General features: G+C 45.5%; 11 protein-coding genes, 2 tRNA genes and 1 pseudogene. 4 read left to right on the plus strand and 10 right to left on the minus strand.

Going from position 1 to position 15816, the window contains the following annotated elements:
- Window positions 1-26: 26 nt before the first annotated feature.
- From QT397_18025 to cysC, 6 genes and pseudogenes are all read right to left on the minus strand, one after another.
- Window positions 27-894 (minus strand): annotated as a pseudogene (locus QT397_18025) (NAD(+) kinase).
- 364 nt (window positions 895-1258) lie between these two features.
- Entirely contained in the window at window positions 1259-1588 is a 330-nt protein-coding gene (locus QT397_18030; protein ID WNZ54766.1) for a hypothetical protein, read from the minus strand.
- 713 nt (window positions 1589-2301) lie between these two features.
- A tRNA-Asp gene (locus QT397_18035) sits at window positions 2302-2378 on the minus strand.
- Window positions 2379-2405: 27 nt separating this feature from the next.
- A tRNA-Val gene (locus QT397_18040) sits at window positions 2406-2481 on the minus strand.
- Between the two features lie 90 nt (window positions 2482-2571).
- Window positions 2572-4947, minus strand: a complete 2376-nt coding sequence (locus QT397_18045) for a DUF6351 family protein (GenBank protein ID WNZ54767.1) — start codon at window positions 4945-4947, stop codon at window positions 2572-2574.
- A 193-nt stretch (window positions 4948-5140) separates the two neighbouring features.
- Window positions 5141-5770 carry an adenylyl-sulfate kinase gene (gene cysC, locus QT397_18050; GenBank protein ID WNZ54768.1) on the minus strand — a complete coding sequence of 210 codons (630 nt, stop codon included), beginning with the start codon at window positions 5768-5770 and terminating at the stop codon, window positions 5141-5143.
- Window positions 5771-6802: 1032 nt separating this feature from the next.
- Between cysC and nhaA the strand changes: the two genes are divergently transcribed.
- Window positions 6803-8233 carry a Na+/H+ antiporter NhaA gene (gene nhaA / locus QT397_18055; GenBank protein ID WNZ54769.1) on the plus strand — a complete coding sequence of 477 codons (1431 nt, stop codon included), beginning with the start codon at window positions 6803-6805 and terminating at the stop codon, window positions 8231-8233.
- 114 nt (window positions 8234-8347) lie between these two features.
- On the opposite strand, the gene QT397_18060 is transcribed toward nhaA, so the two are convergent.
- A complete protein-coding gene (locus QT397_18060) occupies window positions 8348-8743 on the minus strand; it encodes a universal stress protein (GenBank protein ID WNZ54770.1) in 396 nt (131 codons plus the stop codon).
- 1226 nt (window positions 8744-9969) lie between these two features.
- Complete coding sequence (locus QT397_18065; protein ID WNZ54771.1) at window positions 9970-10800, minus strand: glycerophosphodiester phosphodiesterase; 831 nt, start codon at window positions 10798-10800, stop codon at window positions 9970-9972.
- Window positions 10801-11629: 829 nt separating this feature from the next.
- Here QT397_18065 and QT397_18070 point away from each other — a divergent pair.
- The gene (locus tag QT397_18070; GenBank protein WNZ54772.1) at window positions 11630-11908 is read left to right on the plus strand and encodes a hypothetical protein; all 279 of its coding nucleotides are present in this window, start codon (window positions 11630-11632) and stop codon (window positions 11906-11908) included.
- A 1415-nt stretch (window positions 11909-13323) separates the two neighbouring features.
- Here the strand turns inward: QT397_18070 and umuD are convergent.
- Window positions 13324-13725: a translesion error-prone DNA polymerase V autoproteolytic subunit gene (gene umuD, locus QT397_18075; GenBank protein ID WNZ54773.1), complete on the minus strand. Its 402-nt coding sequence runs from the start codon at window positions 13723-13725 to the stop codon at window positions 13324-13326.
- Window positions 13726-13731: 6 nt separating this feature from the next.
- A complete protein-coding gene (locus QT397_18080) occupies window positions 13732-13929 on the minus strand; it encodes a hypothetical protein (protein WNZ54774.1) in 198 nt (65 codons plus the stop codon).
- Window positions 13930-14337: 408 nt separating this feature from the next.
- On the opposite strand from QT397_18080, the gene QT397_18085 reads away from it, so the two are divergent.
- Together QT397_18085 and QT397_18090 are read left to right on the plus strand one after the other, a co-directional pair.
- Window positions 14338-14988, plus strand: a complete 651-nt coding sequence (locus QT397_18085) for an AHH domain-containing protein (protein ID WNZ54775.1) — start codon at window positions 14338-14340, stop codon at window positions 14986-14988.
- On the plus strand, window positions 14988-15566 hold the full coding sequence (locus tag QT397_18090) for a hypothetical protein (protein WNZ54776.1): 579 nt from the start codon (window positions 14988-14990) through the stop codon (window positions 15564-15566). The genes QT397_18085 and QT397_18090 overlap by 1 nt, the downstream gene beginning before the upstream one ends.
- The last annotated feature ends 250 nt before the right edge of the window (window positions 15567-15816 follow it).

A 15816-nucleotide genomic window follows, 5' to 3' on the forward strand; every position in this document is an offset into this window, starting at 1 on the left:
TTTGACGTGCACATCATAAATCAATTTCATTCAGCCCAACCAAGCTTGGATCTGCATGTTTCATAGAAGTTATGATCTATAGGATGTATCAAGGTAAGCCTATGGGGCTTTTTATGTATTCGAATAATATCACCAGGCTCAGTAACCACTTGATCATGACCATCACACGTGACGTAAGGCCTAGCTATACTCTGCCCGCCGACAATCAATTTAAATTCGCTACTTCCTTCCACGACAATAGGGCGACTGCTAAGCGTATGCGGGTTAAGTGGAACCAGGACAATCGCATCTAGCTTAGGATGCATTATTGGCCCCCCCGGACAAAGCATATGCTGTAGAGCCCGTAGGTGTGGAGATGATTAACCCATCAGACCGTTGCGTATAAACAAACTGCGAGTCTATATATAAATCAAACTCTATCATTCGAATAAATTCGCCGGGGTGCAACACCACATCATTTAGTGCAGAACCTTTACCGATAGGCTTGCCATCACGAGTAACAGACATATCTAATAAAAAACGGCTCTCGGCCATGTATTTACCTGACAAAACCTCCCCAACTTTCTGTTCAACCTGATCAGGTGTAATATCTGTTAGAAAACCTAAACGACCACGATTTATACCTAAAAGAGGAACACTATATCGCGCTAAGGCCCTTGCTGCCCCGAGAAGACTCCCATCCCCTCCAACTACAATTACAAGATCACACTGCTCTCCTAACCGCTCTCTTGATGAAACAAGCGCACTATAACCAGAAACAAATACAGCTGTGCCTTCCTCCAAAATAACGGTATAACCAGCTCCCTCGAGATAAGCAATTAAGCGTCTTAAAGAGATAACAGTACTTTCACTTTCCGCTCTCCCAATTAACCCGACATTCTGAAATTCCGACACATCTCCCCCGTGGCGCTTTGGTCGCCGTATCTTTGCAAATACAACAACTATCTCTAGCTGCCAGCCGCTTAGCTAAAAGCAACTGGCGCTCAACTCCCTATTATGCCGTAGACGTGCAAATGAGTCGAACCGACCAGCAGTTCTTATGTGATTGAAAGGTCAATGATGACTAGGTTACTGTATTTTCACTGATATCCACGGCAACCCTGTAAGCCGCCAGAGTGAATCAAAAGCACCCTGCTGCCCCTGCCAAGCTTACCTGCCTTTGAACAAATAGACAGCGCCAGAAATAACTTACCTGTATACACGGGGTCTAGAGGGATTCCAGTCCCCCTCTCAAACTTATCAATAAATCCCCTTAAGCTTATTGGGAACTTCCCGTATCCCCCACAGTGAAGCCCCCTAATAATGTAAAACCACTCCCGATCGCTAAGTTCTGCCGACTTACATCATGGGCAATTTCACGGTCGAGCAAACTTGTCGATGTTCCCCCAAGCTGATCCAACCACAGAGAAGCACTAGACTGTATGCTGCCACCAGCCTTAAGTACCTCAACACCAACAACTGGAATCCGCTCCAGGCCAGCAATCAATCCGGCAAAGGTGGCTCCAGTTCCGCAGGCAACCCAAGCTTGATCAAACTTTACCGGTGAAGTCTCCTTTATCACCTGACCCAATAGTTTTGCCCCTTTCACTCCAAGCAGCCCTGCTCCCCCTCCGGGACAAACGACAAAGATTCCGCGTCTATTCCAATTTCACGAAGAAATTCAACCTCTTGCCTGCGGCGATATTGGGCTCTTGTCACAAAAACTAAACGCATTCCCAATCGCTCAGCATCCTGCAGAGTCGCACTGAGACTGGGCGGTCTTTCCCCCTGATAATCCCCAATGTAGAGAAACCAAAGCGAGCCCCTGCTGCGGCCGTTGCGTGGATATGATTAGACCAAGCCCCACCGCAAGTCGCTATTGTCTTCACCCCCCTCCCTAGCGTCAAGTAAACTAAAAATCAGCTTGTACGCCTTGTTTCCGGAAAGCAAAGGGTCAAGCTGGTCATCTCTACGGACCCATAACTCGACTCCTGGAAATAAATGACTACCGACACGATCATAACGAACCTTCACAGCTGCCTTAGTAAAAACTTCCAAGTCCAAGTGCTCAAGAAACCCCATAAAACCCACCAGAAAACCAGTTAAACTATTTTTCCCGCCAATTTACCAGATCGCACATCTCCAGGTATGCAATAGTCACAAGAGCACTCACGGACAACAACTTATGAAGCCAGCTCATATTTGAAGAACGAGGCAACAAGAGAAGAAGGGGCTCGATAAAGAGCCGGAAATATTGAGAGGGAACAGCAGCTACAGCCAGACACAAAAAAAGCCCTCACATGTGAGGGCTTTTTTTGTGTCTGGCGGACCGGACGGGACTCGAACCCGCGACCTCCGGCGTGACAGGCCGGCATTCTAACCAACTGAACTACCGGTCCTCGGTAGTAAACTTCCTCTAAGGAAGTTGGTGGGTGGTACAGGGGTCGAACCTGTGACCTACGGCTTGTAAGGCCGTCGCTCTCCCAACTGAGCTAACCACCCTGTGCTCTTTGTTTCAGGGGCCGTGCCCCCTTGAGCGAGGCGCATATTACCCGACTGTAGATTCCTGTCAACAATTTTCACGCCAAATAATCACGTCCGATTAATTTCCATCCGATTCGTCTGGTAAAGAGACAGGAACCCCCTCATTTCCGCTTCTTCAGTACTTGCCCCCTGCAAGACCTTACCCTGCCGGTAGTCTGGGTCTAACAGATGCCCAGCTATCTTCACTGGGATCCCCCTCGGTATCAGCTGCTCTTTTGGGCGGGCCAAGTCTTGCTCGTTGTAATTACACACACCGGTAGGAAATATTCTCTTTAGATCTGCCACACGACTGGAAATTTCTTCAGTGAATGGACCGTAGACCCCCTTCGCCAACGCCCGCTCAACCGGCTGTAAAGCGCATTTAAAGACATCATCGGTCACCGGTGCCCCCGCCACTTGCCTTGATGTACTATGGATCGGGTATACCCTCATACACTTCCCGGGAGCCTGGCTATTCCAAGGCCCATTCCAGACCTTGTCTCCAGACGCCAGCAAATTTCCTTCCTTGTCAAAGCATCGGTCATTGGCGTCATCCGGGCGGTTCTCCACTACACCTTTACCTGGGTTTTCTATGATGCTCTGCATCCAACGGTCAACTAAATCCAGCGCCTCATGCAGCGGGTTGTAGCCTTTGTCACTCATCCAAATCAGTTGATTCTCCGCATGTCCACGGGCACGCCGAATACGCTCGCGTGCAGAAAAAGAGGCAGAGCTGTGGTGCATATCAGGCTCTTTATCGAGGTAGTGCCGCAAATCAATAATGGGGATCTCTACATCCCCCAGGAATACGTGCCCGGAACGATATATTCCATTAATAGCCTCCAGACTTGCGCGGCTGCGCTTCGCCGGCTTTTGGAGTGTTCCCATATTGAGGTTTTGCTCGCTCCAAAGGGACAAGCGAACCGGAAACATATTCCCATTCATAAACCACAACTGCTCTTGGCTCTGGTCTTCTGGTGCTTTCCAGCCACCTACAGCAGCATTGACACGTAAAAATGTATCTATATTGATTTCGCCGTTCACCAGGGCTTTCAGGCCGTACTGCACCCCCTCATTGTCCCAAGAACTATTTGCGTACCCTGATGCGTTTGCACCATAAAACTGGCGAAGGTCCTCCCAGTGCGTCCAATGCACTTTTGGGACAACCTCAGCAGCGAAACTCTTAGCAAAGTGAACAAAGTTAGGGTTATTAACCAACGGTACTAAGCCTCGCCACCCTTCGACGCATTCAGTGGTTCCCTGCATCCTATCTCGGTAGCGACTATCAAAAATCCCAGCAAAAAAGCTCAACACTCCAAATTTACTTGAACCATTCTCACTGGCAGCTAACCCCTGGATAACCGTGCGCTCCTCTGCTTTTTTCCAGCGTTGATTCTGCCTATCCACAATGTCAAAGAAGTACTCCAGTGGCTCACAGTCGAAGGCATAGATTGTTTGGGACACCATATCTGGGTAGGAATACAAGGGGATAGCGGCATCTAAGAGGCCCGGAGCATTCTGCGCAAATAGATACTGCTGGATCGCTCCACCTGACCCCCCAATGCCAACGGTGTACATTGGATCCCCGTATAACGATACAAATTGCTTTTTCACTCTACGAGCAGTGTCTTCTGCCAGCCACATGTTGTAGTGGTTTCTAGTCTGATTGGCGGTCGAATAGACAATCGCATAACCGCGCGCAAGCTCATCCATTCGCCGCGTGGTGATATCTCCTTTGTTGATTTTTCCCTGGCGCCCTCCAATGCCTACGCCACCACGAAACTGATAGATCAGCCGCTTATTCCAGTTACTACCACTTGGCCTACCTGCAGACTCACCCTCTCCCCTTAATACTGCTATTGCATAAAAGTGACGGTTGATCGTGCCTGTCTCTACACGAACAATAAAATCTACCTGCTTCCCGTTTACCGTCACCTTATCGATATCATTTCTGGCCTCATGCAGATAGTGAAACTGGCCATCAGTGGTACTACGGTAAAAATAGGTAACCTCTGTAGCATGACTGCAATCCCGGCTATACCCAATAACCTCTTTTGTCTTCCTGCCCTTATCATTTAGAGCAAAGATAGGCACCCCTTCACCATCCTGGTTGTCTACCAGGGGCTGCTTATTTGTAATATTGTTTTTCCCGCAATAAAGAGGGTACCTGGCTGGGCCACTGAATAGAGTCTCTACAGGCCCGACTTCTCCCAAGCCAATAGGAAATGGGAAATATTCAGGCGGGCGGGACATCATTCGGGGGTGAGGGCCGGAATAAGCTGGCGCAGGTTGATAGTCCAACACCCCTTCAGGAACCTTCAACACCGGAGCATCTACGCTCCCGTGGACTTTTGGCAGCTGGTTATACCCATACCAAGCTGCTGCCCCCAGGCCCACTAGCACCAAGAGCAAAATAGAGAGTATCCAGCCTCTCCTAACGGACATAAGCGCCTCCACAGGAAACATCACTTTCTGTACAGCTTGAGTATATGAACGGATGTCCCAGGCTACTGGCAGTTGGCGCCGAGGAAGACTTAAAGAGGGCAGGACTTGTAGAGCGGTGCGCAGAAGCGCAAATATCTTTAGGACAAAAACAAAAAAGGGGATCTAGTGATCCCCTTTTCGAAAGCAGTGCCGCCTAGTCTTTAGCGATAATGCCTTTCTCCTGGAGAGTGGAGAGAATCACTTCCACTTCCTCTTCAAGAGTCATTTCAGCAGTATTCAGGTGCAATTCTGGTGAAACAGGTGCCTCATAGGGGTCATCAATACCAGTAAAACCTTTGATCTCACCTGCGCGAGCTTTCTTATACAAGCCTTTGGGGTCGCGTGCCTCAGCCTCTTTCAGTGGGCAGTCTACGAACACTTCCATATACGGAAGATCACCTGCTTCATGCATCTTTCTTACTAAATCACGATCTTCACGGTACGGACTGATAAAACTGGATAAAACAACCACGCCAGTATCCGCAAACAACTTAGAAATTTCGCCTACACGTCGGATATTTTCCTGGCGGTCCTCAGCTGAGAAGCCAAGGTTAGAATTGATGCCCAAGCGGATGTTATCGCCATCCAGACGGTAACTGAGCACGCCACGAGCAGCCAGAGCCTTCTCTACGGCAACAGCCACAGTGCTCTTACCAGAGCCCGAAAGGCCGGTGAACCAGAGAGTCACGCCTTTGTGGCCGAGGATACTTGCCCGGTTTTCGCGGGTCACATCACCCTTATGCCAATGGACATTGGTCGCTTTTTGCTCAACTGTAGCTGTCACTGATTACTCCAAGTCTTGAATACAATCCTAGTGTCACAGGTATCAAGCATTTCATTGCACTCTGTGCCAATGCCTGCCTGTGATATGGGCGCTAATTATCGAGTATTTGGGCGGTAAGCGTAAAGCCCTCTGTTATAACGTGTCTATTCAACTCAAAGTCTTGAGTGCATAAGCAACAAAGTGGCATTGTTCTAATAGTGGGACCGAATGGGCAAAATAACGCTATAGACAGGACTTTTTTGCTTGGAATCTGCTCCAGTGGTACTACTGCAGGCAGCATCATTTAAACCATTCTACCACTACCATCCCTTCGTTACGCGAAGGCCGAGCAAGACATCAGAGTGTTACACTAACCCATCTATAACTAGGTACTTCTATTAGCTATTGAGTGAAATAAAGAATGGAGCAAGAAGTATCACTAGTCACAAACGCTCGCAACCAATACCCACCTACATATTTTGTAAATCTATAAATTCTCACCGGAGATGTAAGCTCCTTCCGTCAGCTCCTTTTACTCGCTCCAATGAATAATATGCCGTTGAATAATCATCAGCTGGGGAGCCAAAAACAGGTAGGAAAATTTGACAAGGAGGCTCCTATGCAATGCTACTCTCCTTAACCTCAAGCAAAGAAACTTAGTAGCACCGCTACCCTTTTGGACTAGCTAGGCAAACTAAAGTAGACCATTCAAATCCATAGACAATTGGTTATTACAGTTAACACAAAAAACTATTATTCCTTACAACCCGAATACAATAAAATTATATGATATTAGAATTAAACTTGTCACCTGCCGATAAAAAGCATCGTTTAATTTCAAGTCATCGACACCCTCAACTTTTTCACACGAAGCGAATAACCCCCCGACAACTGCGCAGGTTTTCTCATTCATCATATTTGCGGAAGGCTACCGAGTGACGCGCTTTAATCTAGTTAAAAATACAAGTTCCATGGTAATCTGTGAGCCGAAATCGAGAAAAAACAGCCCTATATTTCTTAGGGTCTATAGTCAGTAAAGGAGGATGCTCAACGATGAGTAAAGGGGTTTTAAATAGATTTAAAATTCGCAAAGGAAAAATTTTTGAAGCCCCGCTAGAAGAGGCATTTGGTCGCCTGGTTACTCCTTTTGAGGAATTTATTCATCGTCAAAGCAGCAGTGGTATATTACTAATGCTCTCTGCGCTTATCGCTTTGATTGTTGCTAACTCTCCCCTACAAGAGGCTTACAAGCACCTACTTCATATGCCTATTGCGATAGGTGCAGGAGACTGGACATTTTCCCTTTCCCTACATCACTGGATCAATGACGGCCTAATGGCCATCTTTTTCTTTCTAGTCGGCTTGGAATTAAAACGAGAGTTTCTTGTGGGAGAACTCTCAGATCTCCGTCAGGCAGTACTACCTGTGATGGCCGCTATCGGCGGCATGGTGGTGCCCGCCCTACTATACAGCTCCCTTAATTTAGGTACCGAAGCCGGTCCAGGCTGGGGTATCCCGATGGCAACAGACATTGCCTTTGCAGTAGGCTGTATTGCACTACTAGGCAACCGTGTACCACGAGCAGTAGTGACCTTTTTGGTCGCACTGGCGATCGTAGATGACTTAGGGGCAATTCTCGTTATTGCCATCTGGTACACAGAACAAGTAAACATGACAGCACTCATCGTATCAGGTGGCCTGGTTGCAGTGCTCGGGCTGCTCAATGCTGCGGGGATTCGCCGATCCGCAGCCTATGTCTTTGTTGGAGGTCTATTGTGGTACGGACTTCACTCAGCTGGTGTCCACGCTACTCTCGCTGGTGTCATTACCGCTATGGCATTACCTGCCAAGCCAAAATACGATCCTGTAGCATTTAGCACCTTCGTAAAAGATATCATTCGCAGCTTTGACCGCTGCTTCCGCCCAGGTGACAAGATTATCGCTAACGATGATTTACGAGCTCGCGTAATGGGCTTGGGTAATGGCGTCAACTTAGCCCAATCTCCGCTACAACGCATGGAGACTCGCCTGCACATTCCGGTCGGGTTTGTAGTGATACCTATCTTTGCACTAGCTAACGCGGGAATTCCGGTCGACAGCTTCAGCAGCTCCGAAGCAGTACTCAACCCGGTAACTCTCGGGGTTATCTTTGGCTTGGTGGTCGGTAAGTTACTTGGGATTGTAGGGGCCACTTGGGTAGGTTGGAAGCTAGGCTGGGGCCAATTGCCCAAAGCGGCGAATTTCCAACATATTGTCGGTGTAGCATTGCTCGCAGGTATTGGGTTCACCATGTCCATTTTTATCGCAGAACTAGCATTTAGCTCACAAAATGAACTGCTTATTCAGGCGAAAGCCGGCATTCTGCTTGCATCGGTTATCGCTGGGACAGCTGGCTTTTTGGTGCTGCGTAATGCTCCCGCCTCAGAAGGCAATGAAGTCAAAAGCGAGGAGTCAGATTACCCGGCCCAAGCTACGTCCAACTAAACAGCAACATTCAAAGTAGGCCGGGCAAACTCCGGTTGCCCGGCCTACAAAAAGCGTCATCACGAATTAGGAACGAATAGAAGGCAAACTTTAAGTCAACTATGTCCCTATAACTTAGATTCGAACCAAAGTTACATCACAATGTGCATAGTTCACTATGCTATTAGCGGTAGAACCAATCAGGGAACTCAAACCTTTCTTGGAGTGAGTTCCCAGAACTATCAGATCCACCTTCCTTTTTTCAGCTTCCTTACAGATAACCTCATAAGGCTTTCCTACTTTAAGGGCCCGATTTCTCTTGCTAACCCCAAAGTCTTCCGTAATCTCCTCAAACTTCGGAATTGCACTCTCTTTCAACTCTTTTTGATAATCCTTGGGCAGGAAGCTATAAGGCAGTACATTTAAAACTACTAGCTTGCTATCAAATTTCTTAGATAGTTCTACCGCTTTAGACAACACATGCCTCCCTTCTTGAGACGCTTCTATAGCGCAAAGGATAGTATTGTACATATTCCCCCTCCAGTATATTTGACTAATAACAACTGAACTTATCGAGCACCAATTCCACCACAGCTTAAATGAAAAGAGTTCGAAGCACAAAGAGGGAAAATTAAAAAATCAACCTAATACCACCTATTATCTATTCAACCCGAACGGACTAAAGCCTCGATTATGGCACAATTCTCAAACACCATAGGAGGTCAAAAGTTATCATTTTCTTGACTAAACCTCCTGCGAACTCTAAATAATTAATATTAAACGATGAACATCTTTATCCGCGCAGATGATATTAATAGAAGAACTATCAACTTCAGAAAAATGTATACCTATTAACATCTCATTTACAGCCCTGCACTCGAAACAAAGCTTCATTTCAGAAGCCAATTGTTTCTCCAACAGGATTTGCATTACAAAGCACGGTGTCACTCAAAGGCCGAAAGAAATCTGACATGAAAGCCTCATGTGTGGCGGCTATGACTTTTTGTTAGCTGTCTACGCGTTAATGAGATTTACTGGAAAGTAAGGGGGCTCTTTTGGCTTGCACAATGGTAGCAGTAAAGATTCAACGTGGTAGTTACAAATATCCCTATGGACTAGAAGACACTCCCAATTCCCTCTCGACTGTATATGCACGCGGTAATATTAGCTTACTTAAGTAGCCTAGCATTGCAATAATTAGATCCAGAGATACGACAAAAACGGAATGAAAATAGTTCAAAAAAATGGTCAGCCATATTTCTTCTAGAAACAATGTCATCGTCAGTGGGATAATTCTAGGAGTTGACACAGCAGCCTGCAGGAAACGCTAGCTTCTAAAGGTGGAACAATTGCAACCTCACCTACGGATTGCATACAGAAAACCCAAGATCAAATTATCAACTAGCAATGTAAGTATTAAAAGGTGGAGGCCTGTGGGTATCAGAGCACACCTCCCCAACAGCACTTTTTGTATGCCGGAATAGATTGCAGCTAGGCCTTTCCCAACCCTCTCTAGTTGTTGAATCTGAAGCTTCGGGAGGCTCAATGAAGTATGTAGATTTCTGCCTCTAGGCTAAACACAAACTCTTTGCATCCTGCTTTTGCCCATAAAGATCAATATTACCTTTTCCTAGAACCTTAAAAAGCCAATAAAACACTGACTTTTTAAGGTTGAAATTATCAAGTTATCACTAACCTCATTATTCTTTTACATGAAAATTTTTGTACTCGGCAATTCTGACCCCAATCTAGAAAAATTACCGTTCTCCAGCACTCTCAAGTAGTTGATAAACTCGCCCAGGGAAATCGCCAATAAACCCATCTACACCAAGGGATATACTGCGCTCAATATCATCTGTATCGTTAACTGTCCAGAGATCGACGGCTACACCTTTACTCTGAAAAAAGCGAACATAGGGCTTAGTGGTAATACTGTATGGCAGTTGGGCAACTTCAAAGTCCGGCCTGAAAGCCCATCCAAAGCCTGAACTCCAGGCTAGACTGGCCTCTATAAGTTCACCGATTGTTGCACTCGTTCTAATCTTTCCCCCGCTGATATCACGAAAATGCCCCATAGCCCTATTGTGCTGGCTAGCCACAGTAACTTGCTGTTCCATTCTGTAGTCAACAATTACTTGCCATAGTATTTCTGATAAGACCTTATCATTTGGTTTAATTTCAATGTTAAATATGGCATCAGGATAGCGCTCAAATAGTTCATTTAATGTTAAGAGGACGAGCCCTTGGTTTCGGAATGGGTAACTATCACCATTATCTAGGGTAAACTCATATCCAGCATCCAATGCTTTTATTTCTCCCAAAGTCAAATCTTCTATTTTATCCGAGACACCTGCATTTTTTTTAAGGTCTGCATCGTGATTGATAATAATGAACTGATCTTTCGACAAATGTATATCCAGCTCTAGAATATCTGCCCCCTGCTCCAATGCCATATCAAAAGCCAGGGTGGTACTTTGAGGGTACTCACCAGAAGCTCCTCTGTGAGCAAGGATATCAATAGCCAAAACCTTATTGTAAGCCATCATAGATAAAACCAGACAAGTAACGATCCTGAGCACGTTGTTCATTTAGAAGTTTCCTATATTTTAAGAGAAGAGCTATTAGTCAGACACAAACAAAAGCCAGTCCAAAATAGATTCTACAGAGAAATAGTATTGGATCTACTATTTCTCACACATATAAAGCACGAATTGACTCATTCAACCTATTTAAACTATTTAAACCATATAAGAGATACAAAAGTAACTCTTACAGCCTTCAAGGCTCTTTTTGTTCACGTATACCCAACCAAAGAACCAACCATTAAAGCACTTAAATCTGATTGATAACCCACTCTAAATGCACCCATCAGTTTTAAGCAATATAATACATTTAAATATTAAGCACTAATGCACAAATCTAGAAAATATCGCCACCAAATTCATTAACTAAACAAAGCTTCCATTATCAATTATGGAAATATCGATCAAGCTTCTGGGTTGGAAATTCCATCCTTTAAGCTAAAACAAAACATTTAGATCAAGCCAGGAAGGTTAAGAGCGGTCGAGAGGGCCTGAAAATCCTCCCCCTTCATCTATACAGGCAAGCAAAAATAAAAATATATCGAACAATATAAAGCCTAGAGCAATTTAGACCTATTTAGACCTATTATTCTTGCACAAACATGTTGCAGATCACGACAAAAACCCTCCTCAAAATGCAAAAGCATATACTGGTTAAGCTTCTATACATAAACAAAAGGGTTAGATTAGAGTGCATGGTTAGTATGTAGGTTTTTAAAAGATAAAACATACTTCTAGCCAGGCAATTAGCCAACGGCGCTTCGGCGTATTTAGCCGACAGCAACTACCCAAGGCTACCGACTCGGAGCCCAGATTTATAAATTTGGAGAATCCCATGGAAAGATACGCATTATTTACCGGTACATATAACCTACTTATGGGTGGAATAAAGGACTTCAAGCGATCATTTCACAATAAGGAGGACGCCTATAAGGAAATAGAACAGATTGCCAAAACTGATCCATTTACTCACTGGGCACAGATATTCGACAAGAGAACTGATAAGGCAAGAATTTTTAATATTGTCGATGAAAATGTGATTGAGAGCAAAATCAATGACTGCCCGAAACAATCTGCTAAATCAATGGCGAAGGCTGTAACTAAGTTTTGCTAAATAGTATTCAGCCAGCTTGTGAGCCCGCGTAAAGCAGGCTCGCAAACCCTCGCATATTTATTAGCGGTATCGAATAGCAGATACCTATGTGGCTATTCAGTGAATAAGGAGGTTCTTACTTTCCAACAATACCTGTGCGCTATCAATTCTGCGGGTATCTCTACCCCAAATCACCAATAGCAGCAAGTATAAAGAAGAAATTACTCCGATCTTAAAGCTACTCATATGATTCGGAAGGGTAGCTTCGACACAGGCGTATCCCAGTCTACAAAAATTTATAGCGCTAATAGTAAAACTGTGCTGTCCATAGGTGTATCTCGGTGAAACGGAAACCTCATGAAAAACCACTTACATGGACTAGCTCAATCTTAATCTGAAATACCCAATGAAAAGGAGGTGTTTACCGGTTTTGCTGCAGGAACCTAGACCTAAAACCAAAGATAAGCCCGATGATCCATGCTAATAATCGCATTATCAAACAAAAAATATGAAGCTCAAGCCAGTAAAAGAACTCGGCAATATATCCAAAGCTGATATGATTCAGAATGTATCGAGAGACACCTTAGAAACCGTTTCAATTCGCGACGTAGACGCCCATCTTGAGGATAATCGATGGGTATCCAACCGTAAGAACCATATTGACACAGCCATTAAAAAAACAGCCTTGACTTGTGCCCTCCTCTAGGAGCCTACCCATCGACAGATTCGAGTCATCAGTGAACTGCGTAAACGCGGTTCACTTGTGTGTCCTCGTGGCGTTCGAAGTATTTGGCTAAGATCACACTAAAAGATTTCAAACTGAGATTAATAGAGCTTGGGGCTAAGATGGAGAAGGGACTCACCCTCACCGAGCCACACGTTCAGGCCTTGGAGTGAAAGCAGCAAAGGAACAGCGATTAGAAATTTCTATCTGAAGTTGGATAACCAGCTGCTTCCAAGCTACTCATAAAAAAATCTTCATATCGTATGACAAAAGGGAGTAGGATCAGTTGAACTTCTTCCCAGTCTCTCTCTTGACAACAAATTCTATCTGCTACTCTTCACTGCCTACCATCATACTCAAAAGCTCTATGATCGGCTCCAGTATACCCACCTAACTAATATTTGAATCTTTTTAACGGGATACCGAGAAACAAAGCTTTAATATAGATTAAGGCCCAAATTGCCACACCGAAACAGAAAAGAAAAAATTCGTATAAGTGAGTTTGTAAGTCCTTAATAAACAAGGACGAATCTGGGATGGCCGACGGGGATCGAACCCGCGACCTCAGGAGCCACAATGTTTGGCCTGCCCTTTCAAAATCAACCGCTTACACCATTTTCAGGGGTAACTACTGTATAAAAAGCCAGTATATTACCCTGCACCGCGGGTATTAAACATCGATAGTTACCCCTTATGCAAGCTGGACATGCAATCAGTGCTTTTTGTCACCCATACGATGGTACCGAATAGACGCCTTAACCACGCCCTCAACTAGCAATTCTTGGCCCTCCCAGACCGGTATTGGCCTGTATTTGCCATTAGCTGACAATAGTCGGCCTCGTTTCAAGTCCAAGATTTTGCAAGCCAGCTGACCATCCAGAGCGACCACTACCACATCACCATTCATAGGTGTCAGCGAGCGATCGACAATGAGCACATCACGGTCAAAGATACCCAAGCCCTGCATGGAGTCTCCGTTGGCCCTGGCCATGAATGTAGCCGGAGGGTTGGTTATTAAGTGTTCATCTAGGCTTAACGGCTGTTCTTTGTGATCATCTGCTGGGGAGGGGAAGCCACAGCTGACGCCGCTGCTGTATAGAGGGGATAATTTCATAGCTTGTTACTTCAATAGTTCTTTGAGCTGGGCCTGCTTCTCGTTCAGGGTGTTCAGCTCATCTACAAGGGCATTGGTTGCCGCATCCAGGTTGTTCACCTGAACCTTCAGCATGTCCCTAAGCTTCGGGTCGGCAGTGTCTGCGGTCATATCAATAGTGTTCAAGCAAGCGCGTATCTCGGCTTCAACCTCTATGAATGTCATGGTCCAACTCCTTCTTTCCGTCGACACAGGGGCAATCTACCAAAATACTGTATATATATACAGTATCGATAGCAAAAAGAAGATGGCGCCCACGCTAGCGGGCTTAGAGGGTCAGGATATACAGGTTTTTATGGGTGCTGAGTGGCTCTTTGGGTGAATGGTAGACGGAGGCTTTAGATAGAGTTAGTTAAATTAATTCGACTCTATTAGGGAGGCGCCTCTCATTTCATTGACTTACAGCATAATTTCTACACCTAGCGCTATTTTATACTGAGCCACACAAACCATAGATGATAATCATGAACAATTCTTGGACGCTGTAAAAGGACTAGTCAGTAAATGGAAATTAAGTACCAGAACGGAAAGAGAATAACCAAGCACAAACATGAATTGTCTCATCTAGAGTCGATGATTCAAGACTACGAGCAAAAGGCAGAAAAATTCTACAGCGGGGGCAATGCGGTAAACTCCTTAGATAAAGAGAGGAAGGCAGAAAGGGAGAAGGCTCTGAAATATTTGGACCAAGAGCGCAGAACCATTGAAGCCATGATGGACGTTCAAGAACAGCTTGCTAAGTATCGAGCGGTAGGTGAAGGAGCCCTTAGCGGTACACTAAAGGAAAGGACGGATACTCTTCAGGTAATGGAGAAAGAAAAACACCACCCCACCGATACGCTAGAAAAGTACATGCGAGCCGAGGGAGTGCCCAAGCCGAGTCCACTACATACTGCGCACCACATTGTGCCAGGTAAAGGAAAGCTACCAGTCGTCACAGGTAGAGCCCGAATGCACCTCCATCGTCATGGGATCCGTATAAATGACCCGGCGAATGGAGTTTATCTAGTCAGAAGAGATGATGATACTCCACACTGGTCTATGCCAGAATCGACAGGCCACTTAACATATCATACCCATGAGTATGAGCGATGGGTCGCTCGACGTATACAAGGGTTTCGCGATATGGATACGATCAAAACTCAACTTCAGGTAATCGGGAGAATACTCCAAGAAAATGAACCCGATACCGCTATTACCGAAATTAAAAACGGAGTTATCTGATGCCTGCAATTTACGCAATTCGTGACGACGGCTTTCGGTTTAAAAACCTAGACTTAAGTATTCTGGATATTGCCAGGCACGCACCAGATGACTCCGATCCAGACTCAATCCTAGATTTTAGCCTGCACAATACTGCGATGGCTGCCTGGTGGCCCCCCATGGGAGCACACTTTTTAAGCAATGAAGGGTTTGAGGGGTCCCCTATTCCAGATATATCATCTGGCCTCGGTGCCACGCTGGTCCTGTCCCCAAAGGCCAAACGTTACCTTGGGGATTTGCTGGAAAGCTATGGGGAGCTGCTACCTATTGAAGCAGAAGGTGAAGTCTACTATCTCTTCAATTGCCGCACTTTTGGTCAGGAAGATTTAGATGTTTCCCAGCATGAATACCTTGGTGATACCCCTATTTCTTTAAAAGCTTTAGCTTTTACCGGTGATGCCGAAAAGCTAGCAACCTTTAAATCCAAATTTGAAAACTGCGCGACTGTATTCTGCAATGAGCAGTTTAAACGTGCTGTAGAGAAATTTGAGCTAACTGGCATTAGCTTTGATGAGAACCTAGTTGAGCAGTTTGGCTGAAGAACAGCAAATGGGAGGCAAAACCTCCCCTATTCCTCTAATAATCCCAGAATCTGGGCTGACTTTCCGGAGAGAGCTGCAGCCCATGCTTCTTAGCTATGACATAGACTCATTTTGGCCACACCCGAGACAGTGGTAGTAGGGTCCAAACCTGCCTGTACGAAATTCAACCGGCCCGCCACAGCGGAAACAGGAATATTCCTCTCCCTGACTCCAGCGCCAAAGCCGCAAGCCTGGAGGGAAAGCAAAC

It is taken from the genome of Microbulbifer sp. MKSA007 (assembly GCA_032615215.1).
GTDB lineage: Bacteria > Pseudomonadota > Gammaproteobacteria > Pseudomonadales > Cellvibrionaceae > Microbulbifer.